The 25428-nt window shown below is 36.3% G+C and carries 28 protein-coding genes; 16 read left to right on the top strand and 12 right to left on the bottom strand.

Annotated elements, in window-relative coordinates; all coding sequences use genetic code 11:
* Positions 1 to 4: 4 nt before the first annotated feature.
* A complete protein-coding gene (locus tag Q3Y49_RS00595) occupies positions 5 to 322 on the top strand; it encodes a hypothetical protein (protein WP_303270273.1) in 318 nt (105 codons plus the stop codon).
* Positions 323 to 463: 141 nt separating this feature from the next.
* Positions 464 to 1024 (top strand): hypothetical protein, encoded by a 561-nt coding sequence (locus Q3Y49_RS00590; RefSeq protein ID WP_303270272.1) that lies wholly within the window; start codon positions 464 to 466, stop codon positions 1022 to 1024.
* A 151-nt stretch (positions 1025 to 1175) separates the two neighbouring features.
* Here the strand turns inward: Q3Y49_RS00590 and Q3Y49_RS00585 are convergent, their stop codons facing one another.
* Positions 1176 to 1343 (bottom strand): hypothetical protein, encoded by a 168-nt coding sequence (locus Q3Y49_RS00585; protein WP_303270271.1) that lies wholly within the window; start codon positions 1341 to 1343, stop codon positions 1176 to 1178.
* A gap of 80 nt (positions 1344 to 1423) precedes the next feature.
* On the opposite strand from Q3Y49_RS00585, the gene Q3Y49_RS00580 reads away from it, so the two are divergent.
* A complete protein-coding gene (locus tag Q3Y49_RS00580) occupies positions 1424 to 1873 on the top strand; it encodes a GNAT family N-acetyltransferase (protein WP_303270270.1) in 450 nt (149 codons plus the stop codon).
* Between the two features lie 167 nt (positions 1874 to 2040).
* Here Q3Y49_RS00580 and Q3Y49_RS00575 read toward each other — a convergent pair whose 3' ends face one another.
* The gene (locus tag Q3Y49_RS00575; protein WP_303270269.1) at positions 2041 to 2208 is read right to left on the bottom strand and encodes a hypothetical protein; all 168 of its coding nucleotides are present in this window, start codon (positions 2206 to 2208) and stop codon (positions 2041 to 2043) included.
* A 315-nt stretch (positions 2209 to 2523) separates the two neighbouring features.
* Here Q3Y49_RS00575 and Q3Y49_RS00570 point away from each other — a divergent pair, with 315 nt between their 5' ends.
* The 4 genes from Q3Y49_RS00570 to Q3Y49_RS00555 all read left to right on the top strand — a co-directional run bounded on the left by Q3Y49_RS00570 (position 2524) and on the right by Q3Y49_RS00555 (position 5740).
* On the top strand, positions 2524 to 2832 hold the full coding sequence (locus tag Q3Y49_RS00570; protein WP_303270268.1) for a hypothetical protein: 309 nt from the start codon (positions 2524 to 2526) through the stop codon (positions 2830 to 2832).
* A gap of 370 nt (positions 2833 to 3202) precedes the next feature.
* Positions 3203 to 4354, top strand: coding sequence for a DUF3179 domain-containing protein (locus Q3Y49_RS00565; RefSeq protein WP_303270267.1), 1152 nt, complete (start codon positions 3203 to 3205; stop codon positions 4352 to 4354).
* A gap of 371 nt (positions 4355 to 4725) precedes the next feature.
* The gene (locus Q3Y49_RS00560) at positions 4726 to 4992 is read left to right on the top strand and encodes a hypothetical protein (RefSeq protein ID WP_303270266.1); all 267 of its coding nucleotides are present in this window, start codon (positions 4726 to 4728) and stop codon (positions 4990 to 4992) included.
* 130 nt (positions 4993 to 5122) lie between these two features.
* The gene (locus Q3Y49_RS00555; protein ID WP_303270265.1) at positions 5123 to 5740 is read left to right on the top strand and encodes a hypothetical protein; all 618 of its coding nucleotides are present in this window, start codon (positions 5123 to 5125) and stop codon (positions 5738 to 5740) included.
* 64 nt (positions 5741 to 5804) lie between these two features.
* Here the strand turns inward: Q3Y49_RS00555 and Q3Y49_RS00550 are convergent, their stop codons facing one another.
* The 8 genes from Q3Y49_RS00550 to Q3Y49_RS00515 form a co-directional block, all read right to left on the bottom strand.
* On the bottom strand, positions 5805 to 6068 hold the full coding sequence (locus Q3Y49_RS00550) for a hypothetical protein (protein ID WP_303270264.1): 264 nt from the start codon (positions 6066 to 6068) through the stop codon (positions 5805 to 5807).
* Positions 6069 to 6123: 55 nt separating this feature from the next.
* Positions 6124 to 6393 carry a hypothetical protein gene (locus Q3Y49_RS00545; protein ID WP_303270263.1) on the bottom strand — a complete coding sequence of 90 codons (270 nt, stop codon included), beginning with the start codon at positions 6391 to 6393 and terminating at the stop codon, positions 6124 to 6126.
* A gap of 167 nt (positions 6394 to 6560) precedes the next feature.
* The gene (locus Q3Y49_RS00540; protein ID WP_303270262.1) at positions 6561 to 7451 is read right to left on the bottom strand and encodes an alpha/beta hydrolase family protein; all 891 of its coding nucleotides are present in this window, start codon (positions 7449 to 7451) and stop codon (positions 6561 to 6563) included.
* 252 nt (positions 7452 to 7703) lie between these two features.
* A complete protein-coding gene (locus Q3Y49_RS00535; protein ID WP_303270261.1) occupies positions 7704 to 8420 on the bottom strand; it encodes an N-formylglutamate amidohydrolase in 717 nt (238 codons plus the stop codon).
* On the bottom strand, positions 8420 to 9649 hold the full coding sequence (locus Q3Y49_RS00530) for a carboxylate-amine ligase (protein WP_303270260.1): 1230 nt from the start codon (positions 9647 to 9649) through the stop codon (positions 8420 to 8422). Before Q3Y49_RS00530 ends, Q3Y49_RS00535 begins: the two co-directional genes overlap by 1 nt.
* Before the next feature lie 7 nt (positions 9650 to 9656).
* Complete coding sequence (locus Q3Y49_RS00525) at positions 9657 to 11120, bottom strand: RimK family ATP-grasp domain-containing protein (RefSeq protein ID WP_303270259.1); 1464 nt, start codon at positions 11118 to 11120, stop codon at positions 9657 to 9659.
* The gene (locus Q3Y49_RS00520) at positions 11117 to 11818 is read right to left on the bottom strand and encodes a C39 family peptidase (RefSeq protein ID WP_303270258.1); all 702 of its coding nucleotides are present in this window, start codon (positions 11816 to 11818) and stop codon (positions 11117 to 11119) included. Before Q3Y49_RS00520 ends, Q3Y49_RS00525 begins: the two co-directional genes overlap by 4 nt.
* A 109-nt stretch (positions 11819 to 11927) precedes the next feature.
* The gene (locus Q3Y49_RS00515; RefSeq protein ID WP_303270257.1) at positions 11928 to 12902 is read right to left on the bottom strand and encodes a calcium/sodium antiporter; all 975 of its coding nucleotides are present in this window, start codon (positions 12900 to 12902) and stop codon (positions 11928 to 11930) included.
* A gap of 139 nt (positions 12903 to 13041) precedes the next feature.
* Here Q3Y49_RS00515 and Q3Y49_RS00510 point away from each other — a divergent pair, with 139 nt between their 5' ends.
* The 9 genes from Q3Y49_RS00510 (at position 13042) to aroF (ending at position 21712) form a co-directional block, all read left to right on the top strand.
* Entirely contained in the window at positions 13042 to 13248 is a 207-nt protein-coding gene (locus tag Q3Y49_RS00510; protein WP_303270256.1) for a 30S ribosomal protein THX, read from the top strand.
* Between the two features lie 410 nt (positions 13249 to 13658).
* A complete protein-coding gene (locus Q3Y49_RS00505) occupies positions 13659 to 15068 on the top strand; it encodes an anthranilate synthase component I family protein (RefSeq protein ID WP_303270255.1) in 1410 nt (469 codons plus the stop codon).
* Positions 15069 to 15077: 9 nt separating this feature from the next.
* Positions 15078 to 15647: an anthranilate synthase component II gene (locus tag Q3Y49_RS00500; RefSeq protein ID WP_303270254.1), complete on the top strand. Its 570-nt coding sequence runs from the start codon at positions 15078 to 15080 to the stop codon at positions 15645 to 15647.
* Positions 15648 to 15808: 161 nt separating this feature from the next.
* Positions 15809 to 16798 carry an anthranilate phosphoribosyltransferase gene (trpD, locus tag Q3Y49_RS00495; protein WP_303270253.1) on the top strand — a complete coding sequence of 330 codons (990 nt, stop codon included), beginning with the start codon at positions 15809 to 15811 and terminating at the stop codon, positions 16796 to 16798.
* A gap of 40 nt (positions 16799 to 16838) precedes the next feature.
* Positions 16839 to 17651 carry an indole-3-glycerol phosphate synthase TrpC gene (gene trpC / locus Q3Y49_RS00490; RefSeq protein ID WP_303270252.1) on the top strand — a complete coding sequence of 271 codons (813 nt, stop codon included), beginning with the start codon at positions 16839 to 16841 and terminating at the stop codon, positions 17649 to 17651.
* Between the two features lie 35 nt (positions 17652 to 17686).
* A complete protein-coding gene (locus tag Q3Y49_RS00485; RefSeq protein WP_303270251.1) occupies positions 17687 to 18313 on the top strand; it encodes a phosphoribosylanthranilate isomerase in 627 nt (208 codons plus the stop codon).
* A gap of 12 nt (positions 18314 to 18325) precedes the next feature.
* The gene (gene trpB, locus Q3Y49_RS00480; RefSeq protein ID WP_303270250.1) at positions 18326 to 19507 is read left to right on the top strand and encodes a tryptophan synthase subunit beta; all 1182 of its coding nucleotides are present in this window, start codon (positions 18326 to 18328) and stop codon (positions 19505 to 19507) included.
* A 78-nt stretch (positions 19508 to 19585) separates the two neighbouring features.
* Positions 19586 to 20365, top strand: coding sequence for a tryptophan synthase subunit alpha (gene trpA, locus Q3Y49_RS00475; RefSeq protein WP_303270249.1), 780 nt, complete (start codon positions 19586 to 19588; stop codon positions 20363 to 20365).
* Between the two features lie 333 nt (positions 20366 to 20698).
* Complete coding sequence (aroF, locus tag Q3Y49_RS00470) at positions 20699 to 21712, top strand: 3-deoxy-7-phosphoheptulonate synthase (RefSeq protein ID WP_303270248.1); 1014 nt, start codon at positions 20699 to 20701, stop codon at positions 21710 to 21712.
* A 122-nt stretch (positions 21713 to 21834) separates the two neighbouring features.
* Here the strand turns inward: aroF and Q3Y49_RS00465 are convergent, their stop codons facing one another.
* The gene (locus Q3Y49_RS00465; RefSeq protein ID WP_303270247.1) at positions 21835 to 24288 is read right to left on the bottom strand and encodes a TonB-dependent receptor; all 2454 of its coding nucleotides are present in this window, start codon (positions 24286 to 24288) and stop codon (positions 21835 to 21837) included.
* A 21-nt stretch (positions 24289 to 24309) separates the two neighbouring features.
* Entirely contained in the window at positions 24310 to 25212 is a 903-nt protein-coding gene (locus tag Q3Y49_RS00460) for an alpha/beta fold hydrolase (RefSeq protein ID WP_303270246.1), read from the bottom strand.
* Positions 25213 to 25428 lie beyond the last annotated feature (216 nt).

Here is a 25428-nt window from a genome sequence, read left to right as displayed (position 1 = left end):
GGTCATGAAAAACTTTGTATCTATTATTTTCCTTCTATTGTTCGTAACTGCAAGTTGCACAGACAAAGAGGTCAAGCCCAAGGAGCTAAATTCTTATGCGCTATTGCGTTCTACAACAGGTACAACCCAAGAAGTGGTTTCTTTAGACGAAGAGGAGAAATCAGTTACTTTAAGGTCTAATTTTGAGGGTACCACTACTCGTGTTGGAGATCTACTATATGTATTTGATTATTGGAATCTTGAGGTCATTGATTTGAATCAAATGGAATCTATAGACTTTAAAGAGTATACCTCAATTCCTGATAGTGTTGACCAGCTTTAGCAAATTGTAGCCACACGCGATCACCTGATTGTAGCTTTTCAAAATTTTTCTACTGCTGTTATTTCTTTACTGGTTCTTGATATCAATTCGCTTGAACAAATCCAAATAGTAAATCTTGATCTGGAAACAGAGTTCTACAGCATGGCTTCTATTGACAATAGAGTGTTTTTTTCTTCACCATCTGGCCTATATTCTATTGATGTTAGGGAGGAAACTTCGGCCACTCAGGTATCAGATGACTTCTTTGGTTTTGCTGATTTCAAGGTTCTAGATAATGATAATTTGTTGATGCTAACTTCTGATAAGCTATACGAGCTTTCTGCAGCAAACGACAATATCACAGAAATCGGTACTTTTAGTAACGGCTTTGTTATTTCCGATCCTCAAAACTCATCTGTAGCTTTTGATAAAAGAAATGCTACCGTATATCATGCAATTAGTGTTCCGCAACCCTCACCCTATTCTTACTATCTGTCGCAATTTGATATCAGCACGCAAGAAAGCACAGCATTAGTTGAATCAACTTTTTCCGAAGAGTTAGAGGTCTATGCGGATGGCTTAGGATCGTTAATTTTTGATAAGCAGATGAATCAAATTGTCTTAGCTGGCCGAACAGAGGTTCAAGTTTTCAATACTGATGGCAGTTTAGCTCAAGAATTTGATTTTAATGATCGTTCTGTGGAGGTCGTGACTGTTTTTTGAAATATTTGCAATAGAATTTTAATGCGACCAGGGTTTCTTTTTTGCTCAGCTATAGAAATACATATACTTAGTGCCCAAATTATGGTGTTTTTATCACTCATATGACTTATTTAACTAAGATTCTTTTTTCGTGCTATCTAGGTGCTTTGTACTAGTAATTAATCTGCGATTTAAATAGAAGCGATTGCTCGTAAGTAGAGAGATATAAATTCCAATGTATGCTCTGTTCTACAGGTTTTCTTTGTCCAATATTGACCAAAAACTGGACATAGTGCCGAATTCTGTCCAGTTTTTGGACAGGGTTTTGTTTTATGTCCATATTTATTAAAAAACTGGACATTAAATCGATTCTCGAGAGAGAAAATTTTAAATTTAGCATGCCTAAACATATGATTATAATTGAAAATAAGACCCTACATACCTTCAGACCAAGCAGCCGTTCTTCAACTGTTTGATGGGAACACACCGCAATACTTTGATGAAACGGAAAGAGCAGGATTAGTCCATTACCTTGAGAATGAAACCGAAGATTACTTTGTAGTGGAGGGAGAAGGCCAGATAGTAGGAGCGGGCGGTATAAATTACGAACCGCAATCTAAAGCCGCTGTCATTTCATGGGATATAATCAAACCCACTGAACACGGAAAAGGAATAGGGAGAAAACTAACCCAACATAGAATTCAGCATATCAATACAAAAGCTGATATTGAAAAGATTATAGTAAGAACCTCCCAACATACTGATAAATTCTACGAAAAGATGGGCTTTAAACTATTAAAAGTAGAAAAAGACTATTGGGCGAAGGGTTTTGATTTGTATTGGATGGAGCATGGGAATAGGGAAATGTAATCTCTCTTATTAAAAAATATAGTATTAATTCTTGATAAGTATCATTTTTTGCTACTTATCTGTAAATTTTTCTAAAGTGAAAACAAAAGTATGTTTTAAACTCCCCTGCTAGTCCTCCTTTGTAACGAGGATTAACAAAACATGAGTTTTTAACTCAATATGCTAATCTAAACCAAACCACTTCTTTCTGAGTAATCTCTTGCTGAACGATACACATACTCTTCTGCATGATCTACTATTAAGGCTTCTACAAGATTTTGATGAATATAATCAACTCTCGCATCAATCATCTTGCTGGGTAATTCAGTTGCAGGATTATCGTCTTTCCAAAACATCTAATTTATGGCTTTTAAGCATTGAAAATGCTTGGATTAGGCATCCTCGTTACAAACGAGGACGAGATGGGTTTAACTTTCTTAAGGTCGTGAATTATGCTATTGACTGAATGATGTAATCAGCAATTTTCTAGTATAACATACATAGCAACTATTCAAACATTGTTTTAGAATGATGGTCTTTGAGCAAAAATGAGTGATTTATTATAAAATCCCTCCTTTTAAATTACGTCAATCCTAATGAAAGCGAGTGCTATCAAACTTGCATAAGCCAATTTTTATAAGCTATTTCAAAGCTTTTAAATTAGAAAGTGTATGATCAAAAGTATTAAGAAGAGTGTTCAAGATTTTATTATTTCATTAAAGCCAACATATGCCGTGGAGGTAGATTTATATCATGTTATCCCTGGGGTACCTGTGAAATCTAACAAAGAGCGCCATGATTTTGACAAGGGAGAATTCCAACAGGCCAAAACCTTTTTTGACGAAGCTATTGTTAAGACCTCTGATCTAAAGCTAGCCCCAGCTGAAATTAAACTAATAAAAGGAAGGAAAAAGGTACTGGAATTTAAGCATTTTGGCCCTGTAAATGATATTAGGCCGTCAAAAGGTAAAAGAAGATAATATTTTCAATTACTCATTGGGTAACAAACCTCCATTGATAAATGGAGGTTTGTTATGTCAATTTTATGATGACACAGACGCTCAAGTACTAAGATTCATGAATTTTTCTGTGTTCTCGTCCAACCCCCCGCTAGTCCTCGTTTGTAACGAAGATGAGATGGTGCAGTCCAGGCTTTTTCTGAGCAAAATAGCCATATGAGTAGATTAATAAGACATCCCTTCTCTTCCATTTTGCCGACAGCAGCTCAAAATAGCTAGCTAATCCAGCAGATTGCTTTCTTGCTTAAGCGAAAAATTTGTATTTTCAAGTATTGATGATTAAGCAAGTAGCTTTCTGTCTCCAAACCGATCGAGTTAAAGGATTTAGATTATGGAAAGTGTAGTTTTTTACATTTTGGCTTTTTCTGCCTTATTGATTGGAACTGCGGCCATCTACATGGCCTTGATAGAAGGTTTCCCTTTAAAATGGTTGTACTACCATTATTTTATCCGTAAACCCGTCAATTGGACAATATTTATAGTATTGCTAGGGTGGTCCTTCTACATCTATTATGATACTAATGAATTCCCTAGCTGGGCGATTGCAGCACTTATCATCTCTGGATTTGCCTTGATTTTAACTTACAAAATGCATCAGGAAAAGGCATTCCCAGCTGTATTTTTTCCAGAAATATCCGATGAACCAGAGAAATTGCCTTTAAATGATGAAATGGAAATGGCAGTGATTGAATACGAAGGAGTTACAAAATCCTACCCGCTCGACTACGTCATTCACCATCATATCGTAAATGATAAATTTAAACACAAGACGGTGGCCTTAACTTACTGTGCCATGTGTAGAAGCATCATTCCTTTTGATGTAACCGAAATCGGGCCGTTGTTTGTAGGTTCATTTAAGAATGCCAATATGATAGTTGCAGACAAAAGGACCAAAACATTCTTCCAGCAAGCTACTTTCAAGTCATTAATTGGCAAATTGCATCCATATGAATTAACGATGATCCCTTTTCAAATTCTTTCCTGGGCTGAAGTTAAAAAGGTGATTGATGACCCATCAGTGGTGAAAGTGTCTGAAAAGGATTTTGAAGATTTTGAATTGCCGATACCGGGCATGTGGAAAAAAATAATGGCTTCTGAATCTACTCCAGGGCTCTCTTCCAAGAATCGGGATAAAACTTTTCCGGCAAGAACGCATGTGATCGGACTCATTGATCAGCAATTGGTGTATTTAAAAAAGGAAGTATTGGCAAAACGGATAGTAGAAAATGAAGAATATGGTTTTATTCTTATTGGTGCTGGAAAAACAGTCAATGCTTTCAAAAATACATGGAATGCTCAGAAGTTAGATATTGAAATTGATGAGGGAGAACTTTTTGATGCCAAAAGCAACACAAGATGGAATATAAGAGGAAAACATCTTTCAGGCGAGATCAAAAGTGATTTAATACCAATAGCCATTTCTGATGAATACTGGTTTTCGTGGATTAAATTTCACCATAAATCAAAACTGATTAGATTGTAGAAATACATTCCCTACAGAGCCTATCGTAGCTCAGTTTCAGGACGAGACAGATTGGAGTAGGCATCCTCGTTAGAAACGAAGACGAGGTGGGTACCACGGTCTATACTTAATCATTCAGTTGTAGTTATTTAAACATTTCCTTTTGTCTAATCTACTATTCACAAAAAATATTACATTTTTTTTCACCACTCCGATAAAATCAGAGTAGCCGCTAATATTATTGTAGCATAAAGTCAACAAGCGGGGGTTTACTCTCCTAGGTAATTCATTGCTTAACCTTTACTAAGCTTGAGATGATATGATGAATCAATGGCCATTTAAAATTTTAAAAGGTGGATTTTGTAAATAAAAAATAATTTATAAAGATGACTATGAATGATCAAGTTTGGCTGGTTGGTGAATCGAATCCAAAGCCTGATAATTATATTGCCATTTTTTGCATAGCTGCGAAAAATAACAAAAGTAGATTAGGATTTTCAGAGTATTCCACTGCTAGGGAGGCCTTGGCTAGGGCAAAATATCTTCAAGTAAGATACGAAGCAAAGCAGATTAGGCTTTTTTATCCAAATAGTGTAAGTATCATTATCAAAAATGGAATTCAAACTCATAATGGAAACATATCAAATTCTAATATTTAGCAAGTTTAATTTTAAGAAAATCGAGCATATATTTTTAAGGGAAGTCATCGAAGGAAGTTAGTAAAATTTAAATTGAGCATTTGCAGTGTATCCGCTTGAATAATAATCTATTAACCTAAAAAACAAAAAAATGAAAAACACATATTTACTGGTTCTAGCAGCAGCATACCTAATGCTGAACAACAAGCTTTTCGCACAAGATAGTGAAGAGGCAAATACATTACTAGGGAGTAATAATTCAATTAATACGGAGAATCTCGGCTTCTTTATTGCACCTTCTTTTGGTCTCACCCAAATGGATGGTAGTACTGCTTCATTTTTCAACTTAAGAGGTGGAATAAGCCTTAAGGATCAACTATCAATTGGAGCCTATTTTAACACCTCAATAAATCAGATATATCCAGAAAGTGAGACTTTGCCGAACATTTACATGGACTATTGGACATTGGGCGGTTTTGCAGAATATACCCTTTTCTCTAAAAAGGTATTTCACTTAAGCCTACCAGTTTACCTTGGCTACGGAGAAGTACAAATGGATAATGAGAATGGAACTGCCGGATTAGGGGAAGCGAATTTTTTTCAAGTTGAACCTTCAGCACTTCTAGAAGTGAATTTACATAAAAATGTTCGCTTCAATTTGGGTGCAGGATATCGGATTATTGGAGATATGACATATCGTAACTTCAACCAGTCTGACCTATCTGGTCTCACCGGCTACATCGGCTTAAAAATTGGTCTTTTTAAATAGAGAAGTTTGTTTAAAAAGAAGGGGAAAGTGCTGATCAATTAGTGCTTGCCCCTCTCATTTGTGATTACCCGATCCTGTTTACTTGCTGTTTATTTTTGAAACCTATATGCAGTTTTCCATCCTTTTCGTACACATAAGATCTCTTGATATGACAATATCTTATAGGGGCTAATAATACACTTCTCATAATTTCAATATATTCGTACAGTGTACTTGGTGAAATTTCTAATCTACTTGCCAACTCATGTGGTTGACCGGTTGCTTTCATACGGATCAGCTGATCTATCCTGTTCAGCTTATCCACCATTTTAGGGAATAATCTACTCATTGGTAAAAACTTTAAAATGAAACTTTTGAAAAAAAATAGTTGTCATTTTAAAGTCTCAAATCAGTAGGTTTCTTTGGAGTAAATATATTTTTTGAACTAATTTATATGATTTAAAGAACTCATCATAATGATAGTGAAAATCGGAGGGCGGCAAGTATATTTTTATTGACCTAGCAACGCTCTTTACAACTTCTTTGGAGGGAATTCTTTGCGAGTGACTAAATTCCTCTATTCTTTCTGTTTCACTTTTTTCAAAAGCCTCCTGCTGATGGAATCCGAAAGGAATCAACATAATGAAGGCCAAGAAAAAGATTAGATGTCTCACAACCGATATAATTTAGAAAAGGATAACGGAATTGTTAAATGTTGGTTTTAATGTAAGTAGAATTAAACCAAGCTTTTAGTAGCATTAAGACTTTTTCAATTAGGTAAAGCTCAAATCCTAATGAAATGCAGTGCAGTTTTTAGTTTAGTCTTTATTAAACGGAAAGCTTATATAGTACTGTCCTTCAACCACTCCAAAACCTCTTGAAAATGATCATCTTTAGCATCTTTGTGTGTCAGTAAATTGATATGGTCATAGTCATGTTTGTAGCCCTGCTTTTTGCCAATAACTTTAAATTTAAAATTATCTTGGTCACCTATTTCTTTTAGTAATCTCCTGCAATCTACAGGATGACCGATTTGCCGATCACTTGCGCCCGTGATGGAAAGAATGGGCGGTAGCTGTTTATTTTGCAAGGCATTTGCATAATCAAAACCGTCTCTAAGGTCTTTCCAGTTTCGAGAACGCACCCATTTGTTTACTTCAAGGAAATAATCTTTTGCCTCATCAGCACTGCCTATTTTATATCTTCTGGCAGGCAGATAGCCTTTTGTTTTAGCAAGGAATGTACAAAAGCCAAACCATATTAAATCTACTATCAAGAACTTTTTGAGATTCCAGACCCTGATATCTCTCTTACTGCCAAAAAATATCATAGATTTTAACGAGGGGGCTTCATTTTTTGCCAGGTAAGCCATTAAGTGTACACCTCCCCAGCTGTGGGAAACCCAATGCTCTGGCTCTTTTCCGGTAGTAGTTCTTATTTTTTCAATGACATCAGGAATGTCTTCTTCGAAAGCAGAGGCATGACCGAAATTATTGTCAGGGCTTGGATGGGGACTGCTTTTTCCTCTGCCTCTTAAGTCTGCCACAAAAACATCAAAGCCATTTTCAGCTAAAAAGGGAGCAAAACCTTTACCTGATTTGGAGTAGAAGATTTTACCGTCTTCTATACTTCCATGGACTAATAATACGGAGGGCGCATTTTCATTTTTATAAAACCGCTTGAGGTGTAGCTTGTAGTTTTCCTTTTCAATAAATAGACTTTCTGATTGCATTTCCGAAAAATAGACAAAAAGTAGTAGGCATGCATAACAAAGAGAAGGAAATTTTTACAACTAAAGGCTGGTTTGAACCGCAAAGACGCCAAGTTTTCACAAAGAAAAAATAAGAATTTTAAATATACTCTTTGGGAGATTTTAGTGAAACCCCATAGATCTTGTGGTAAACCCAAAAGCATTTGGTTTTCCAATTTCCTTCGCGACTTTGCGTCTTTGCTGTTAGTTACGCCTTACGCTTTTAAAATCATTTTATCGTCCCTGCTTGCCGTCAGCCAAGTTTGCTCCGTTGCGATTAAACAGTGGGGGGAAGACCCAATTGCTAATTTGATGCATAGGATAACAGTCCATTAATTTGGTGTTGACTTCCAGCTCCAAGCCCGCGTAATTTTTTGGATATTTTGCTCTGAAGTAAGTGGTTAAGCCATCGTCTGTGCCTTTATACGGATAATTGAATTTTATGCGCCAGCTGTCAATTTTATCTTCGATACTCTCCTTCCAGGCCAAGGCAAATTCTTGTTCCAACAAATTAGCAGGATCAAAAAGAATACCTATTTCCGTTTTGCGAGTTTCACCATTTAAAACAGGCGTAAAACTATGAAATGATAGATGTATTACTTTATGATTATGCTGCAGATGTTGTTCTATCTTTCTTTCCAATTTAGCCCTATAGGGTAGGTAATATTCTTCAATGAGTTGTTGTTGAATTTCTTGGGGCATTATTTTTGAAAATTCTGAAAATAGATCTTCATGCTGAAGCGTTCGATTGCTTTCAATTAATAGCCTGCTTATTGAACTGGCAATAAGTTTACTGTCCGCCCTTCTGCTAATGTATTTGCCAATTTCCAAGGCTCCCCTGTCCCAACCTCTATGACTTAAAAGAACATTTTCCTTGCCTCTAAAGTACGATTGAAATTCTTCCGGGATTTCATAACCCCCGTGCTCACAACTGAATATAAATTTGGTCATTACCGTAGCTCATAAAGCTTGTTTTCCTTTAAACAATTCACTAATAACTCATATTCGCTTTTTATATTTTTCTCGGACCAATTCTCCTTTTTAAGGTTGGACAGAATCCGCTGAGATAAGTTTCCATTATCCAAAATGTATTCAATGATCTGCTTTTTGTCTTCTGAAAGATAGACATGCTTCAAAATTGATCTCCAGATTTGTTCTATACTGATGCTAGACTCATTTTCTAAACCAAAGAGTTGAAGGTAATTCTGATTTGAAACAGTGCTTTTCGCACCTTTCTCCAATGCTAATCTATAAATGTCATAAAGTTGAAATTCATCTATAGGATTGAAATCGTCTAATTTAGGGATAATGTATTTTAGCGCTTGAACAATAAATTCAGCAATGGCAATATCTGCAGCCGGACATTCTTGCAAATCAATGATTCTGATCTCAATAGCATTTCGATCAAAGCGTGCAATTGCACCTCTGGAATTTAACCATTCATACTGTAAGCTTTTGTCTTTATCATAAGGTGCAATATCCTGAAAGATTTTCTTGAAAATAACTTCTTCGTATTCCGATTTATTAGCTACAGATTCAGGAATTACCTTTCCAGTGATGGAAGGTATTTTCTTTTGATTTTTCTCGTAGAAAGCTAATCGGTTGTCCAGAATATCTGAACCGTTCCCCTCAAAAATAGGTGATGAGGCCGTGAGTGCAGGAATAAGCGGCATTATGTGTCTTATCGCCTCATGAAGCGAATAGAACTCCTTATCATTGGCAAATGGAAAGTTGATATGCATACTTTGCAAATTTCCCCAACCGTGTCCTTTACAATTGAATATTTCATTGTATCGACTATATATTTCATTTCGTTCATGTGGCCATAACTTTACGTCCGTCAAAGGATTCATTAAAGGGTGCATGGCTGTTGGCATCAACTGACAATCCATTTCAGCCAAAATCCCATTGATTTCGTTAATGTTTTCATGAAAGTCATCAGATAGTCCTTCCAGTCCGGGCATTGGCTTGGTGGTTTTTAATTCCAAAACATGTAGCACTAGTTCATTGGACCAACTAATATTTCCGTTTTCCAATTCGTCTGTAATTTGACCTATTTTCTTGATAATCAATTGATCAGAAATGGGTGCGGGCATTAAAGTTTTTCGGTTTACTATCATGTATTCCAATTCTATGCCGATACATTCAAATAAGGAGTAGGTCTTTGTTTTTTTTGTCACTTCCATCTTATTGATTACTAATTTGTTTTGACTTTTGGATGCGGTTTAAAAAGACATCCATCATTTTACTGTATAATTTATCTTTCAAAACGGCATCTTCAACTCCCGTATCGATATTTGGATTGTCATTGATTTCAATCACAAAGAATTTATTTCCTTTCTGCTTGATATCAACACCATAAAGACTTTCACCGATGAGTTTAGACAATTTTTCTGCAGTTTTTATCAGTGCAGGGGGTGCCATTTCCACAGGCATAGTTTCCACCTTACCATATTTACCCCCTTTGTTCCAGTTAACAATCTGCCAATGTTCCTTGCTCATGTAATACTTACAAGCATAGATCGCTTCTCCGTTGAAAACACCCACTCTCCAATCGAAATCAGTTTGCAGAAATTGTTGGCCAATGATTAAATCAGACTTTTCTAGCAGTGCAGTTACCTTCTTTTTGTACTCTTCCATATTCTCGGCTTTGCTAACCCCCTGGCTGAAAGCACTATCAGGTTGTTTCAATATAATTGGGAAGCCCAATATATCAGGTGCCAGATTGATGTTTTCCTTATGGATAATCATAGTTTCTGGTGCTTCAATCTGGTGCATTTTTAAAAGTTCAGCCAAATAAACCTTATTACTACATTTGATGATGCTTTCCGGATCATCGACCACCACCAAACCCTCAGCCTTGGCTCGTTGTGCAAAACGGAAAGTATGATGATTGACAGCGGTGGTTTCTCTGATGAATAAGGCATCGTAGGAAGAAAGCGTACTGTAATCATCTTTAGTGATTAAATTGGCCTGAATCCCTTTTTGATTAGCCGCTTTAATGAATTTATGTAAAGTTTTTTCTGAACTCGGAGCAGTTTTTTCCAAAGGGTCCCATAAGATAGCCATAGAATAAGCTGCAGTCGTTCGTTCAGGAACAGTAAACTTTTTAGCTTCGAAGTATTTCATGGTCGCATCTTCCACAAATGGCTGATGATCTTCAGGAATATCGCCAGCAGCTATTGGAGAAATCGACTGAACTGACCACTTGCCATTACTATTAGCAAAATGTGCTCTAATAAATGGAGATTGGAATAAGTTAAATAACTGCATGCTAAGTGCATCATACTTCTTAGAAAGGTTTTTTCCGAAATAGATACTTAGCGTAAATTTTTCTGATTTTATGTCCTTTAATGATTTCTGGATCAGTGAATCTAATTCTGTTGATAAAATTTTCACAACAGAAAGTGTTTTCATTTCCTGAATGGTATTTATACTTGGGACGGCCTTGTGCTTTCTTGCTGCTGCCAATAGAGACACGTAATAGCCGGTGTTTTGATATTTATAATCTCTGCAAAGGTTGAAAACTCTTGCATTTTTCATATTTGAATATACAGGATTGGTCAGGTACTGTTTACCTGTAATTACTTCAATGTCTTTAATATCAAAGTCCCAATCTTTTAGGTTCGTAACGGTTATGATAATTTTCATTTATTAATAATTAATAAGTTAGCATCATAGGTAATAATACCTAATAGAATAGCGCAAATTAGATGATCGATATCGACAGAATAATTTTGCGTTTCGAACGGATTAGCATGAAGTGGATCTGCTACTTTTACACTTCCATTTTCATAATTCAATCCATTTAAAACAACAAAATGACCTGATGGTTGCCCCTTAATATCATCATAAAGTACAGGTTCTTCACCAAACTCTCTTTTCTCATTATACAGATAAGTGGCACTTAGACCTGTCAAAATAGGGATTTCTTTGCTCAAGTATGATTGTATTAAATCTTTACTTAGAGTCTTGTATGAAATTTTCCCACCGCTTTCCAGAAATTGTATGTATGCTTTAGAGGCTTGTTTAAATTTCGGAGTCTTTTTGTGTTTAAGTTGTTCTTTTAATTTATGTACTAAATCAATATTTTCATTTTGAAACCAACTAGGATCAAATATTTTTAAATTAAAAGTTATGATTTCAGCTTGAAACCCCCTTTTCAAGGCATCTATACCCAACATAACAGCTAATGTTCCACCACTTGCCAAATATTCTATGGATTGGATGACTTCCTCTAAGCTAAGATCTTCATTGAAATAATTATAAACAGCATGTAAACTTGTTGGACCGCAAGTGCTGTCAGTAGGTTGCCTGGAAATATCCAGTCGGAGTATGTTATTTTTCAAATTGTCTATTAAAAGTAATGCGATAACGCCAGAAGTTACAATTAGTTTCTTGTAAAGAAAATATTTTCAATAAATTTTTAAGACGTTGATTTTCAGGTGTTAATGTTGGTTATTTTCTGATGAAAATATAGCAGACATAAGCTATGAACGTAATCAAATAAAGAACGGCTTCCCAGCGGTCCAACTTTTTACTTTTTAAGGTAAACATGAAGATGAAAAGCATGATGGAACCTCCGATTAGAACAAAAAAGTCAAAGTTCATTTCAGTGTTGAAATTTAGGGGTGTCACCAGCGAATTGATCCCTAAAATGAAGGTTAAATTGAAAATGTTAGAACCTATGACATTGCCTATGGCGATATCTGCTCTGTTTCGAAATGCTGCCACCGCACTAGTGGCTAATTCAGGTAAGGAGGTTCCTGCGGCCAAAATTGTCAAGCCGATTAATTTTTCGCTTAATTCAAAACTACGCGCAATTTCCACAGCATTGTCAACCACTAGCTTCCCGCCTATTACCAAACCAGTAATTCCACCTAGAATCATTAATAGTGTTACCCAATGATTGTAAATAGGTGTTTCTTTGACATTTGTTTCAATTACATCGCTATTGTTTTTGACATTATAAAAGACGTAGTAAATAAATGCAACGAACAATAATAAAAGTATAAATCCATCAATTAAGCCTGCGCTGTTTTCTTCGCTGCCAAAAAAGAAAACATCATTTACTAGGATGAATAAGATAATTACCAAAGCCATTCCAAATGGAATCTCTTTCCAAACGGTTTCAGACTGAACTACAAGCGGTCTTATAACACCTGCTATGCCCAATATGAAAAATAAATTGAAAATATTGCTACCTATTAGATTTCCAAATACAACATCATCCAATCCTTGAGAGCCCGAAACTAAGTTGACCACGAGTTCTGGTGCTGAAGTTCCCATGGCGACAATGGTTAGACCTATAGCGATTTCAGAAACATTAAATTTTTTAGCGAAGGAAGAGGCTCCCGTGACCATAAAATCAGCCCCCTTTATTAATAGTATAAATCCTAAAACAATTAATCCCGTATCAAGTAATAATTCCAAATTATAATGTTAAAATTTTACTCACCAATTTAGCATAACTATTTATATTGGGAAACAAGTACTATAAATTATTGTCAAAATAGTGTAAATATTCTTATTTTAGAATTCTATAATTAATAGAGTTAATAAATTTAAAACTATGGGAAAAGGAGATAAAAAAACGAAAAAAGGCAAAATCTTTGCTGGTTCTTTTGGAGTAAGAAGACCAAAGAAAACTACAAGTAGCGCTGTGATTCCTAAGGCAGAGTCAAAAGAAAAGAAAGCAAGTACAGCTAAAAAGGACAGCACATCCAAAAAGACTACTGCAGCTAAAAAAACAACTACCAAGAAAAAAACTGAAAAATAACTTTGGTAATTTGAATTTGGCGTTTACATTTGTGCAAATGCAAAATAGAAAAACAAATATTAACTGGTGGTGGACTTCTAAATTTTAGAAGACAGCACTGGTATATAAAATATTTAAAACCTCGCTGTCTAGCGAGGTTTTTTTTTGACTTAATATTTTCGAAAATGATTAATAAATTGAATAACGCATGGTGGTGGCACGGAATAGCATCTAATACTGGATGAAAGGATATGCCATGCTCAAAATGCAAACAAAAAAGGCTTACCGGACATTCGGTAAGCCTTTTTTTTGTCTATTAAAATCTGACTAAACCTGTTAGGTTTGGATCGATAAATTAACTAGACAATTGAAGAATTTTACCAATAAACTAATTGAAACCTGACAGGTTTTAAAGACCAAAATAAAGATAAATGAAAGTAAAGAAATCACATATCACACTACCGGCAGACTCATTTACCCCCGTTGCATTATATCTTCGGCTGCGAGATCAATTCCCCCATACTTTTTTGATGGAAAGTTCGGATTATCACACGCGAAGGAATAGCTTTTCATATATTGGAGTGCAGTCCATAGCAGAAGTTAAAGCCACGAATAATTCATTTTATACTGAAATTGAGGGGGTGGAAAGAACTGAGGAATTGGTAGATAAACTATCGCTTCCAGCTAAACTTCAAGATTTCATTAATCAATTTGAAGCTGAGGATATTTTGAAAGGAGAAGAGTTTGAGGAAAGTGGATTTTTTGGTGCAACTGGCTTCGATGGTGTTCAATACTTCGAAGATATCAATTTTGAGAAAGTACAAGAGGATATCCCGTTTCTTCGCTATCACTTTTATCGATTTGTACTGGTTTTTGATCATTTTAAAGATGAGCTTCATGTTTTTGAACATGAAATCAATACTAAGTATGAGTTCACACAAGATGATTTGGTCCAAGTCATTTTAAATCGTTCAGTTCCGCAATTCAAATTCCAAAAAGTAGGAGAGGAAAGCAGCAATATGAGCGACCTGGAGTTTCTGGAAATCATTAATAAAGGAATAGCTCACGCTCAATTAGGGGATGTTTTTCAAATGGTGCTTTCCCGTGCTTTTTCCCAAGAATTTAAAGGAGATGAGTTTACTGTTTATCGAGCATTACGATCTTTAAATCCATCTCCTTATTTGTTCTATTTTGATTATGGAGATTATAAATTATTTGGGTCATCACCCGAAGCACAAGTTGGAGTCAAAGGCAACAAAGCTTATGTGAACCCAATAGCTGGAACATACAGAAGGAGTGGAGATGATGCCGCAGATGCAAAATTAGCGGAACAGCTGTTGAATGATGAAAAAGAAAATGCCGAGCACACCATGCTGGTAGACTTAGGAAGAAATGATTTGTCAAAGCATGGAAGTAATGTTAAAGTGGATGTCTATAAAGAAATCCAGTTTTATTCTCATGTGATTCATTTAGTAAGTAAAGTAACGGCAGATGTTCCTGAGAAATCAGCTGTGAAATTGCTGGCCGATACATTTCCGGCAGGCACTTTGAGTGGGGCACCAAAATATAAAGCATTAGAACTGATCAATAAATACGAGCCAACAGGTCGAGGACTGTATGGTGGTGCTGTGGGTTTAATTGGGTTGAATGGTAATTTAAATCATGCCATTGTAATTCGCTCCTTTGTAAGTAAAGATAATAAATTGAATTATCGAGCTGGAGCAGGAATTGTGGCTTTGTCACATCCTCAGAGTGAATTGCAGGAAGTCCACAATAAATTATATGCCTTGAGAAAGGCGATGGAGAAAGCAGAAAATCTATTCGACCAACATCAAAAATAAGTTTAGGACATGAAGATACTATTACTAGATAATTATGACTCCTTTACTTACAATTTGGTGGAGGTAATCAGACAACAAAACATTAATGTTGAAATCGATGTCATTAGAAATGATAAAATCACGCTAGAGGAAGTAGAAAAATATGACAAGATTTTACTTTCACCAGGACCGAGTGTACCTGAAAATGCGGGTATTATGTTGGATTTGATCAAAAGATATGCAGCCGAAAAATCGATTTTGGGAATCTGTTTAGGGCATCAAGCCATTGGTCAGGCTTTTGGAGGGAAATTATTTAATATTCAACCCGTAATGCACGGGATTCAAAGCCGAGCTAAACTGGATAATCATTACCTCTTTGCAGGTATTACCGAAGAAATCAGTATTGGAAGATATCATTCATGGTCAATCAATGAAGTAGATTTCCCCGCGGATTTAGAAGTAGTGGCTCGTTCAGAAGATGGTCAAATCATGGCAGTGCAGCATAAAAAATATGATGTTTGCGGGTTGCAGTTTCATCCTGAGTCAGTGATGACACCTGAGGGTAGCAAAATTCTGAAAAATTGGATAGCCAGAGATTGAAGTGGGGAGTTAGGAGTAGTAAGATTGAACTCAGAATGTAGATATTTGGCCAAGGATGATGGGAGAATAGCAATGCAGTTGAAGCAAATAGAAATACAGACAATCAGTGAATCAGAGAAAAGTCTAGAATCTAGGTTCTAGAATCTAAAAATTTAAAATTAATGAAAGAACTTATTAATAGATTATCACAATACAATACTTTGACTACAGAAGAGGCAAAGGCAATCTTCTTACGAATTGGACAAGGTGAATTTAATAATTCGGAACTAGCGGCCTTTATGACGCTGTTCATGATTCGTCCAGTGACAGTAGAGGAGCTGAGCGGTTTCCGTGATGGGCTTATGGAGTTGCGGGTTCCGATCGATCTTTCCGCTTATGACGGAATGGATTTGTGCGGAACTGGAGGTGATGGTAAAAACACTTTTAATATCAGCACCATGTCTGCTTTTGTAGTTGCGGCTTGTGGTCAGAATGTGGTAAAGCATGGTAATTACGGAGTTTCCTCCAAATGTGGAAGTTCTAATTTGTTAGAGTACTTTGGATATGAATTTACAAATGAACAAGATGGATTGGAAAGGCAATTAGAAGAAAGTGGAATTTGCTTTTTGCATGCACCAAAATTTCATCCTGCTATGCGCTTTGTAGGTCCAATTAGGAAAGAATTGGGAGTAAAAACTTTCTTCAATATGCTAGGGCCATTAGTAAATCCTGCTTTACCTAAAAAACAAATGGCTGGTGTTTTTAGTCATGAATTGGCAAGGATCTATTCTTACTTATTTCAGGAATCAGATGCTCAATATAGCGTGGTTTATGACTTGGAAGGCTATGATGAATGTTCCTTGACAGGAGAAACGAAGGTGTTTTCTTCCAGTGGAGAGCAAATCTTGAAACCCGCTGATTTCGGCTTGGAAAAAATAAATGCAAATGAAATTCACGGGGGCGAAACCATAGAAGAAGCCGCTAAGATTTTTACTGATATTTTAAAAGGTGAAGGAACAAAAGCTCAAAATTCAGTAGTATTTGCTAATAGTGCTTTAGCTCTCCAAGCAGCTGGAAAATATAGCACTTTAATCGAAGCAACCGAAGCAGCCAAAGATGCCATTGAATCAGGAAAAGCGAATGAAGTATTTAAAAAATTGATTAATATATAAAATCTAGGTTCTAGGCTCTAGAATCTAAAATCTAACGAAAATGAATATACTACAACAAATAGCAGAATATAAAAAGGCAGAAGTAATAGAGCGGCAAAAACTATTTCCTGTGGAATTCTTGAAGCAAAAGCTCTATTACAAATCGAAACCTGTAAGCCTTAAATCCTATGTAATGGATGAAACTAAAACAGGAATCATTGCAGAGATTAAAAGAAAATCTCCTTCTGAAGGGAAAATCAATGCCCACATATCAGTGGAGGAGGTTTCTATTGGCTATATGCAAAGTGGAGCGAGTGCTTTGTCTGTACTAACAGATGAACCTTCCTTTGGCGGGAGTTTAAAAGATTTGGAAGTGGCTAGAAAGTACAATTATTGCCCTATTCTTCGCAAAGATTTCATGCTAGACCCTTATCAAGTCTATGAAGCAAAGGCGCATGGAGCAGATGCCATATTGCTTATTGCCTCCATGATTGATAAATCACTATGTCAGGACCTAGCTTCTTTGGCTCACGAGCTGGGAATGGAAGTGCTATTAGAAGTTCACAATCAAGAAGAGTTGGATTCACACTATGGAAACTATGCTGATTTGGTAGGAATAAATAGTCGTGATTTGAAAAGCTTCAATACCGATTTGACAATAGCTGAGGCACTTGTAAATCAACTAGCTAGTGATGTTCCGAAAATAGCTGAAAGCGGATTAAAGACTCCTGAAGATGTGGTGAAAATGAAAAAAGCCGGATTTGATGGCTTTTTGATAGGTACCTCTTTTATGAAAAGTAGTGAACCGGGTAAAGCTTGCCAGCGTTTTTCTCAGCAAGTGAAAAATATGATGGCAGACAAAATTGGTAAATAGACAGCTCAAATTGAAATCAAAACCTTTGTAAAAATATGAAAGAACAAGACTTGAAAATAAAGATTTGCGGAATGCGGGATCTAAATAATATTCGGCAACTTATAGAGTTTGGACCTGATTATTTAGGTTTTATCTTTTATGAGAAATCTGCGCGTTACGTTTCGGAAAATGAAATGAAGGAAATTATCAAATTGAACTTTGGCGAAACGGAAAGGGTAGGTGTTTTTGTGAATGCAAGCGCTGAAAAGATTTTAGATTATGCAGATAAAGGTTTTTTTGACATTGTGCAATTGCATGGAAATGAAGAACCGAAAGTTGTAAAGGCATTGAAAGAGGAAGGCTTGGAGGTTATCAAGGTATTTTCAGTTGATGATGATTTTGATTTTAAGGTTTTAAATAAATACTCTGATGCTGACTACTACTTATTCGATACTAAGGGAAAGTTACCAGGTGGAAATGGAGTTCAATTTAATTGGGAGCTATTAGAAAATAGTAAGATAAAGAAGCCTTTTTTCCTAAGCGGTGGCTTGGCAATAGAAGATAAGCACAGGATTAACGATTTTAAATCTAAAAAGCTCTACGCATTGGATTTCAACAGTAAATTAGAGCTAGAACCGGGATTAAAGGATTTGGACAAAGTTCAATTAGTAATTAATAATTAGGAATTAAGGATTATGGAAATTAAAATAGATGAAAACGGATATTACGGAGAGTTCGGTGGTGCTTATATTCCTGAGCTTCTACACCCGAATATCGAAGAATTAAAAAATAATTACTTGAAAATTTCAGCTGATCCAGAATTTCAAGAAGAATTTAAGGCTTTGCTAAAAGACTATGTAGGAAGACCAACACCACTATATTTAGCAAAGAGACTTTCAGAAAAGCACGGAGCGAAGATCTATTTGAAAAGAGAAGATTTGAACCACACAGGCGCACACAAGATCAATAATGCCATTGGTCAGGCATTGTTGGCCAAAAGGCTGGGTAAAAAGAAGATTATTGCGGAAACAGGCGCAGGTCAGCACGGAGTGGCTACCGCTACAGCTTGCGCCTTATTGGATTTACCATGCAAGGTTTTTATGGGAGAAAAAGATATGGTAAGACAGAAGCCTAATGTAGAGCGAATGAGAATATTAGGTGCTGAGGTGATTCCGGCTACTTCAGGATCAAAAACATTGAAAGATGCTACTAACGAAGCCATGCGATACTGGATCAATAATCCTGATGATACACATTACATTATAGGGTCGGTTGTTGGTCCTCATCCTTTTCCCGATATGGTGACTCGTTTCCAGTCTGTTATTAGTGAGGAAATGATGGCCCAACTGCAAGAGCAAGAAGGAACCAATGCACCAGATTACGTAGTAGCTTGCGTAGGTGGAGGTAGCAATGCTGCTGGAGCATTTTATCACTACTTGAATAATGAAAAAGTTAAACTAGTAGCCGTTGAAGCTGCTGGACATGGTTTAGATAGTGGAGAAACTGCAGCGACTACTGCCAGAGGAAGTTCAGGGGTTTTGCATGGTTTTAAAACTTTATTGATGCAGTCTGAAGATGGACAAGTAACAGAACCCTACTCTATTTCAGCAGGTTTAGATTACCCAGGTATTGGGCCATTGCATGCTCATTTATATGCTAGCAAAAGAGGAATTTTTAAATATGTAACTGATAAGGAAGCCATGGATGCGGGAGTAGAATTAAGTAAATTGGAAGGAATAATTCCAGCGGTGGAAACTGCACATGCTTTAGCAGCTTTAGATCAATTTGAATTTAAGAAAGATGATATTTTGGTGATTAATCTATCAGGTCGCGGTGATAAAGACTTGCAGACTTACATTAATTTCGGAAACTACTGAAAACTAATTAGCAATTAATAATTGAGAATTGAGAATTATAGTCTTGGTTCTTGGTTCTAGACTCTAGGTTCTTGAAACATGAAAAACAGAATTGAACATATATTTCAGCAAAAAGACAAAGAAAAGCTGACGATTTATTTTACGGCAGGATATCCAAATTTGGAAGACACCTCTACTATTTTAAAAGCCTTGGATAAAGCCGATGTGGATATTATTGAGATAGGAATGCCGTACTCAGATCCCTTGGCTGATGGACCTGTAATTCAGCAGAGCAGTATGAAAGCCTTGTCAAACGGGATGAATTTGAATAAACTTTTCGAGCAATTGGCTGAAATGCGTAAAATTACAGACAAACCAGTTTTCCTGATGGGCTATTGTAATAATGTATTGAAATTCGGCACTGAAAAGTTTTGCCGGAAGTGTGCTGAGGTAGGAGTGGACGGTTTGATTTTGCCCGATATGCCAATGCATGAATTCAAATTGCAGTTTAAGCCTATATTTGAAAAGTATAATTTAAAGAATGTGTTTTTGGTTACTCCAAAAACTGCTGAAGAAAGAATACGGGAAGTAGATGCCCAAGAAGGTGGCTTTATTTATATGGTGAGCAGCTCCAGTACAACAGGAGGCAGCTGGGGAGATAGTCCGGAAAGACTTGATTATTTGACGCGAATTCAAGCAATGGATTTAAAAACTCCAAGAATGGTAGGTTTTGGGATCAGTGATAATAAAGCCTTAAGTATGGTAAATAAATATGCTGATGGAGGAATTATCGGCAGTGCGTTTATCAAGGCTTTGGATGAAGATGATTTGGAGGCTAGTGTTGAAAGTTTCATTATTAAGATGAGAGAGAGACGGTGATTGCAACACCCCCCTCGCCCCCCCTCAAGGGGGGAGACGCACGGATTTTTACTGCTTTCAATTTTGATAAAACATGTCATGCTGACATAAAAAGTTGAATTAGTTGGAAAGAAAATAGAGATGCAATTTATCATTTACCAGTAGAGGGATTCCGGGAGGCTATCCCCTAGAGGGGATTATAGGGGTGTTCAGTGCTTAGAATAATTCAGCTAGGAGAAACTGAATCGTGTTAGTTAAGAATAGCTTATTTGAAATATATAAAAAATAAACATAGAGTTGATCAAAAAGTCTTGATTCCAGAATCTAGACTCTAGGTTCTAAATATCTAAAAATATGATTTTACAATTAGAAAAAAACATAAACAACACTCAAAAAGAGGACTTAATTGCTTCTTTGGGAAAATTCACAAAATCGGTGAGTGAGGTACAAACTCAAAAAGGATTTTACCTGGTTGCATTAGAAAAAGGTGATATTGACATCCGTGAAATCGGACATATTGAAGGTGTCAAGGATGTGCATGTGGTTTCCGATAGTTATCAGCTGGTTTCTAAAAAATGGAAGGTCAATCCTGCTGAAATCAAGCTTAGAGATGGAGATATTATCTCCCAACATCATTTCAATATTATGGCGGGTCCATGCAGTATTGAGAATGAAGAGCAAGTAGATGCTGTTATCGCTCATTTGGTAGAAAATAATGTTAAAATCATGCGTGGAGGAGTGTACAAGCCTAGAAGTTCCCCTTACTCTTTCCGTGGCCTGGGGATGGAAGGCTTGCGTATGTGGCATGAAAAAGCCAAAGCGGCTGGCATCAAGATCATTACAGAAGTGATGCAAGTTTCTCAGGTGGAAGAGATGTATGATTTTATTGACATATTCCAAGTAGGAGCAAGAAATACACAAAACTACAATTTACTTGATGCTTTGGGAAAAGTTGACAAACCTGTAATGATAAAACGGGGAGTGAGTGGTACTATTGAGGAGCTGTTGTATTCAGCAGAGTATGTGTTCAGTGGAGGGAATGAAGACTTAATTTTATGTGAAAGAGGTATAAGAACTTTCGAAAATATGACTAGAAATACTTTAGATATCAATGCTATCCCTGTCTTAAAGGACCGATCGCATTTGCCAGTAGTGGTTGATCCATCACATGGAATAGGCATCAGAAAATATGTTGAACCGGTAGCTTTAGCAGGAATCATGGCTGGGGCTGATGGCGTAATATATGAATTACATCCTGATCCGGAAAAAGCAATGAGTGATGGTCAACAATCTCTATATTTTGAGGAAAGCAGTGCGATGGTAAATAAGATGCGAAAGGCGTATGATCTAAGAGGAGAGCTGAATTGATATATTTTAAATGAAGTAAGACCGAAGCTGCTGTAGCAATATAGGGGCTTTTTTCAGCACAAAAAAAGACTGCTAGTACTAGCAGTCTTTTAAGTGAAGGTTGGTTGTAATGATTTTGAATATTACTTCTTACTTCCGATCGGAGGCAAGTTCATTTTAAATTCAAAATTGAATAATCTGCCTATGAAAGGGGAGGCTGTGAATTCTCTGATTTCTGAATCAAATAGATTGGTAACTTGACCTGAAACAGTGAATTTATCATTTATTCTATAACCTAAACTTACATCAACATTCACAAATCCTCCCAGTGGCCCATAATTCCAAGAATCTGTACTTCTAGCATCTTCAACAATAGGAGTACCTCTATAGGTTAGATCCTGAGTTTTAGCTGCGATCTGGAAACTAGAGAAATAGTCAAATTCTTCCACCCAGCGGGTGAAAACAGTACCAAAAAATTTGCTACCTGAATACGTTAGTCCAAAACCTGCTCTATTATTTGGGGAGTTGACCAATACATCTAGTTTATTCACTACGCCATCGTTATTGAAATCATTTTCCATATTGTTTTCATCAACACTATAGTCGAAGTATGAATAATTCAAATTCAAGCTTAAAGTATTCGTTAGGGCATAGTTTATGCCGAGATCAAAACCATATGTATCTACTTCTCCAAAATTAATGTAAGTAGCAACCAATCCACCATAAGCGCCATAACCAGACTGCACTTCTTCTATTGGCGTATCACCTCTTTGGGTAGTAACACCAACAACTGTCACAGGGCTTAGGAAATCTTTGGACATATTGTAGTACGCATTAGCATCTACAAATAATTTTTTTGCAGGCTTACCCTTATATCCCAATTCAATGGTTTGTATTTGTTCTACTCTCTGAGGTTCAATCATGCTCCCATCAGCTAAGGTAAATCCTTCTGCATTTCCTAAAATTAAACCGCTAAACAAATCACCATACATGTTCAAGATGGTAGGAGCGGCTATTCCCTTGCTATAGGTTAATCGTACTGCACCAAAGTCAAATGATTTTACAAGCCCTGCTTTTGGAACAAAATTGAATTCATAAATTTGATGATAATCGCCTCTGGCTGCTCCGGTTAACTTAAAACCATTACCAAGTTTATAATCCAGTTGTGTGTAGAAACCGACTTGATTAATAGTAATAAAATCATTTTCATCTTCGTCCAATAAATAGGTTCCATGGCTATTGGCCATGTCTCTTTGAAACTGAGAACCTACAACAATATCCAAATCACCTATGCTATTGTTGTGCTGAATTTCAGCATTGAATCTTCTTGAGTCATCAATAAACAAAGCTCCCGTTTGATATGACATAGGTCCTCTAGCCTCTGCATCAGAAACGCCAGCATCTATAGCTCCATAATAGGCTTTGGTTCTATCATCTAGTGAATGAGTAGAATCAGTTTTACTTGTAGTTAAATAAGCTTGTGCAAACCATTTATCAGAGATGAATTTTAAAGTATAATGATTGATTCTCCAATCTTTGATTTGGTTTCTACCTACATTAGTCGGAGCAAGATAGGTACTGCTACTTCCTCCCCAAGTGGCCACTAACTCTGCATTATCGGCTACTTCATACACCATTGAAGCATTACCTCTTAAAAATTCGAAATCTCTATCAAGTTCCAATTCCTCATATCCTCTTCTGTAAGGATTACCTTCATTGTCAATTCTTGTGATATAGACAGAATCAGCATATTCGAATTCGGTACCTCTAGTATATTCTCCTGAAACTCGGAATGCGAGCTTATCAGAGATCTTTTGCGCATGTCTTAATCTACCAGTAAACATGTTTTGATTACCAGCTCCTAAGGCAACTGTTGTTCCCTCCGAGGTTCTTGGGTCTTTCATTATTGTATTTACTAATCCGTTGTGGGCATTAGGTCCATAAAGAGCCGCATTTGGTCCTAAAATAACTTCAACTCGGTCAACATCTTCTTTGATATTAGTAGATAGAGGGCCGAATGGTAAACCGGTCGCAACTAAAGTGGCAAATCTACCATCGTTTACTTGGAGGTTTTTTGCATTAAAGTTACTGTTAAATCCTCTGATGTTGACACCCGTACCAATCACACCCGATCTAACAAATTCTACTCCTTTTACTCTTGCAAGTAGTTCTCCTGGATTGAAAGAAGGTAATTCATTGATTTGTCTTGAATCAATAACCTGTATGGTTGCCGGTGTTTCTGTGATTTTCTCTGCTTTTCTTGTTCCAGAAACCACTACTTGTTCTGATAAATAGACCAGTGAAGGTGTCATTGTAATTGTTCCTACATTTGAAGATCCGCTTACTGACTTCCTAAGTGTTTCAAAGCCTATAAAACTAAAAACTAATGTAAAATCAGTTTTTGAAGTTTTTAATTCGAAGGTACCATCTGTTTTAGTTGAAACACCTTCTTGAGTCCCTTCTATCATCACGTTCACGCCTGGTAAAGGATCGTTTGTGTCTCCATCCATTACTTTACCAGTAATGGTTTGTTGTGCGAATGAAGTATTTGCCCAAAAAAGACAAACACTCATAAAAATTGTAATTATAGTTTTCATAGTAGTCGTATATTTAGTGGTTTAATTGTTTTCTAAAAATTTTTTCATGATCTGATTCACTTGTTCCGCTTGGTCAAAATGAACAAAATGACCTGCTTTTGATATCATTTCCAATTGACTATCAGGGATTTTCTTTGCAGCAATCTCTCCGATTAATTCAGTATTTAAATTTTTATGTAAGTAGGTATTTGGGATTAATCGGTCTTCCTTTCCGTAGCATATTAATGTGGGTTGAATAATTTTACCCAATTGATCGAATACAGGTTCATTTAACATACCGATTACGCCTTCAGCTACCACATAGCTGTACTCCATGAATTGTTCATCGGATTTGATTTTCATCCTGTCTTCATACATAAATTCAGCCTTTTCATCCATTTCGTAGAAATTCAATGAAAGATTAATTCGATATTGCTCATCTGAAACATTAGCAATATTTTCTACAGTTGTCGAGTTCTTAAAAATAGTCCTTTCCTGATCTGTGAAGGTTTCAATTCCAGCTGGAGCCATTAACATTAGCGACTTTACCTTTTCAGGCTGCTCAATAGCCATTTTTAATGCGATTTGCCCGCCCATCGAATGACCCGCTACATGATACGTAGAGATATTAAGCTTTTCCATTAATTCAAATAGATGTTCGGCATGAAAACTCATGTCGGCAGTGTATTTTCCCTTTGACGACTTTCCGTAGCCTATCAAATCCACCACAATACACCTATAGGATTTAGACAGATCTTTGATATTGTATTTCCAAGCAGGGGCATAACTGGCCAAACCATGAATAAATAGGATAGGCTCGCCTTCCCCTAAGTCAGCATATGCCATGGACTTATTGTCAGAAAGCTTTGCTACTTTCATTTCGTAAGGATATGCCAAGGCCTCAAATTGGGCTTGACTATATGCATTGCTAGAGATCAAGCCCATGATTATGATTATTAGAAGAATAACACTTAGAGTGAAATTCTTTTTGTTGTAAGAATAATGTACTTTCATTTTTCATTTGTATAAAATTAACTTTGCTTTAAATCGCTTTTGCTAATCTATGAAAGCTTATTTTAAACCAAATGAAGAATATTATTAAATGGAGGTTGACTATTGCTGGGGGAAGTGTAAATAAGCATCAATTTAGATAAAATAGAT

The organism is Marivirga harenae, from assembly GCF_030534335.1.
Classification (GTDB): domain Bacteria; phylum Bacteroidota; class Bacteroidia; order Cytophagales; family Cyclobacteriaceae; genus Marivirga; species Marivirga harenae.
This window is presented reverse-complemented; position numbering and strand designations above follow the sequence as displayed.

Excerpts from the sequence above, each read along its gene's own strand:
- Q3Y49_RS00485 (WP_303270251.1), top strand. The coding sequence starts at position 17,687 with ATGAAAGAACAAGACTTGAAAATAAAGATTTGCGGAATGCGGGATCTA.
- Q3Y49_RS00560 (WP_303270266.1), top strand. The coding sequence starts at position 4,726 with ATGAATGATCAAGTTTGGCTGGTTGGTGAATCGAATCCAAAGCCTGAT.
- trpA (WP_303270249.1), top strand. The coding sequence starts at position 19,586 with ATGAAAAACAGAATTGAACATATATTTCAGCAAAAAGACAAAGAAAAG.
- Q3Y49_RS00535 (WP_303270261.1), bottom strand. The coding sequence starts at position 8,420 with ATGACCAAATTTATATTCAGTTGTGAGCACGGGGGTTATGAAATCCCG.
- Q3Y49_RS00595 (WP_303270273.1), top strand. The coding sequence starts at position 5 with ATGAAAAACTTTGTATCTATTATTTTCCTTCTATTGTTCGTAACTGCA.
- Q3Y49_RS00590 (WP_303270272.1), top strand. The coding sequence starts at position 464 with ATGGCTTCTATTGACAATAGAGTGTTTTTTTCTTCACCATCTGGCCTA.
- Q3Y49_RS00570 (WP_303270268.1), top strand. The coding sequence starts at position 2,524 with ATGATCAAAAGTATTAAGAAGAGTGTTCAAGATTTTATTATTTCATTA.
- Q3Y49_RS00500 (WP_303270254.1), top strand. The coding sequence starts at position 15,078 with ATGAAGATACTATTACTAGATAATTATGACTCCTTTACTTACAATTTG.
- Q3Y49_RS00585 (WP_303270271.1), bottom strand. The coding sequence starts at position 1,343 with ATGGACATAAAACAAAACCCTGTCCAAAAACTGGACAGAATTCGGCAC.
- Q3Y49_RS00555 (WP_303270265.1), top strand. The coding sequence starts at position 5,123 with ATGAAAAACACATATTTACTGGTTCTAGCAGCAGCATACCTAATGCTG.
- Q3Y49_RS00505 (WP_303270255.1), top strand. The coding sequence starts at position 13,659 with ATGAAAGTAAAGAAATCACATATCACACTACCGGCAGACTCATTTACC.
- trpB (WP_303270250.1), top strand. The coding sequence starts at position 18,326 with ATGGAAATTAAAATAGATGAAAACGGATATTACGGAGAGTTCGGTGGT.
- Q3Y49_RS00575 (WP_303270269.1), bottom strand. The coding sequence starts at position 2,208 with ATGTTTTGGAAAGACGATAATCCTGCAACTGAATTACCCAGCAAGATG.
- Q3Y49_RS00460 (WP_303270246.1), bottom strand. The coding sequence starts at position 25,212 with ATGGGCTTGATCTCTAGCAATGCATATAGTCAAGCCCAATTTGAGGCC.
- Q3Y49_RS00525 (WP_303270259.1), bottom strand. The coding sequence starts at position 11,120 with ATGAAAATTATCATAACCGTTACGAACCTAAAAGATTGGGACTTTGAT.
- Q3Y49_RS00510 (WP_303270256.1), top strand. The coding sequence starts at position 13,042 with ATGGGAAAAGGAGATAAAAAAACGAAAAAAGGCAAAATCTTTGCTGGT.
- aroF (WP_303270248.1), top strand. The coding sequence starts at position 20,699 with ATGATTTTACAATTAGAAAAAAACATAAACAACACTCAAAAAGAGGAC.
- Q3Y49_RS00465 (WP_303270247.1), bottom strand. The coding sequence starts at position 24,288 with ATGAAAACTATAATTACAATTTTTATGAGTGTTTGTCTTTTTTGGGCA.
- Q3Y49_RS00540 (WP_303270262.1), bottom strand. The coding sequence starts at position 7,451 with ATGCAATCAGAAAGTCTATTTATTGAAAAGGAAAACTACAAGCTACAC.
- Q3Y49_RS00565 (WP_303270267.1), top strand. The coding sequence starts at position 3,203 with ATGGAAAGTGTAGTTTTTTACATTTTGGCTTTTTCTGCCTTATTGATT.
- trpD (WP_303270253.1), top strand. The coding sequence starts at position 15,809 with ATGAAAGAACTTATTAATAGATTATCACAATACAATACTTTGACTACA.
- trpC (WP_303270252.1), top strand. The coding sequence starts at position 16,839 with ATGAATATACTACAACAAATAGCAGAATATAAAAAGGCAGAAGTAATA.
- Q3Y49_RS00550 (WP_303270264.1), bottom strand. The coding sequence starts at position 6,068 with ATGAGTAGATTATTCCCTAAAATGGTGGATAAGCTGAACAGGATAGAT.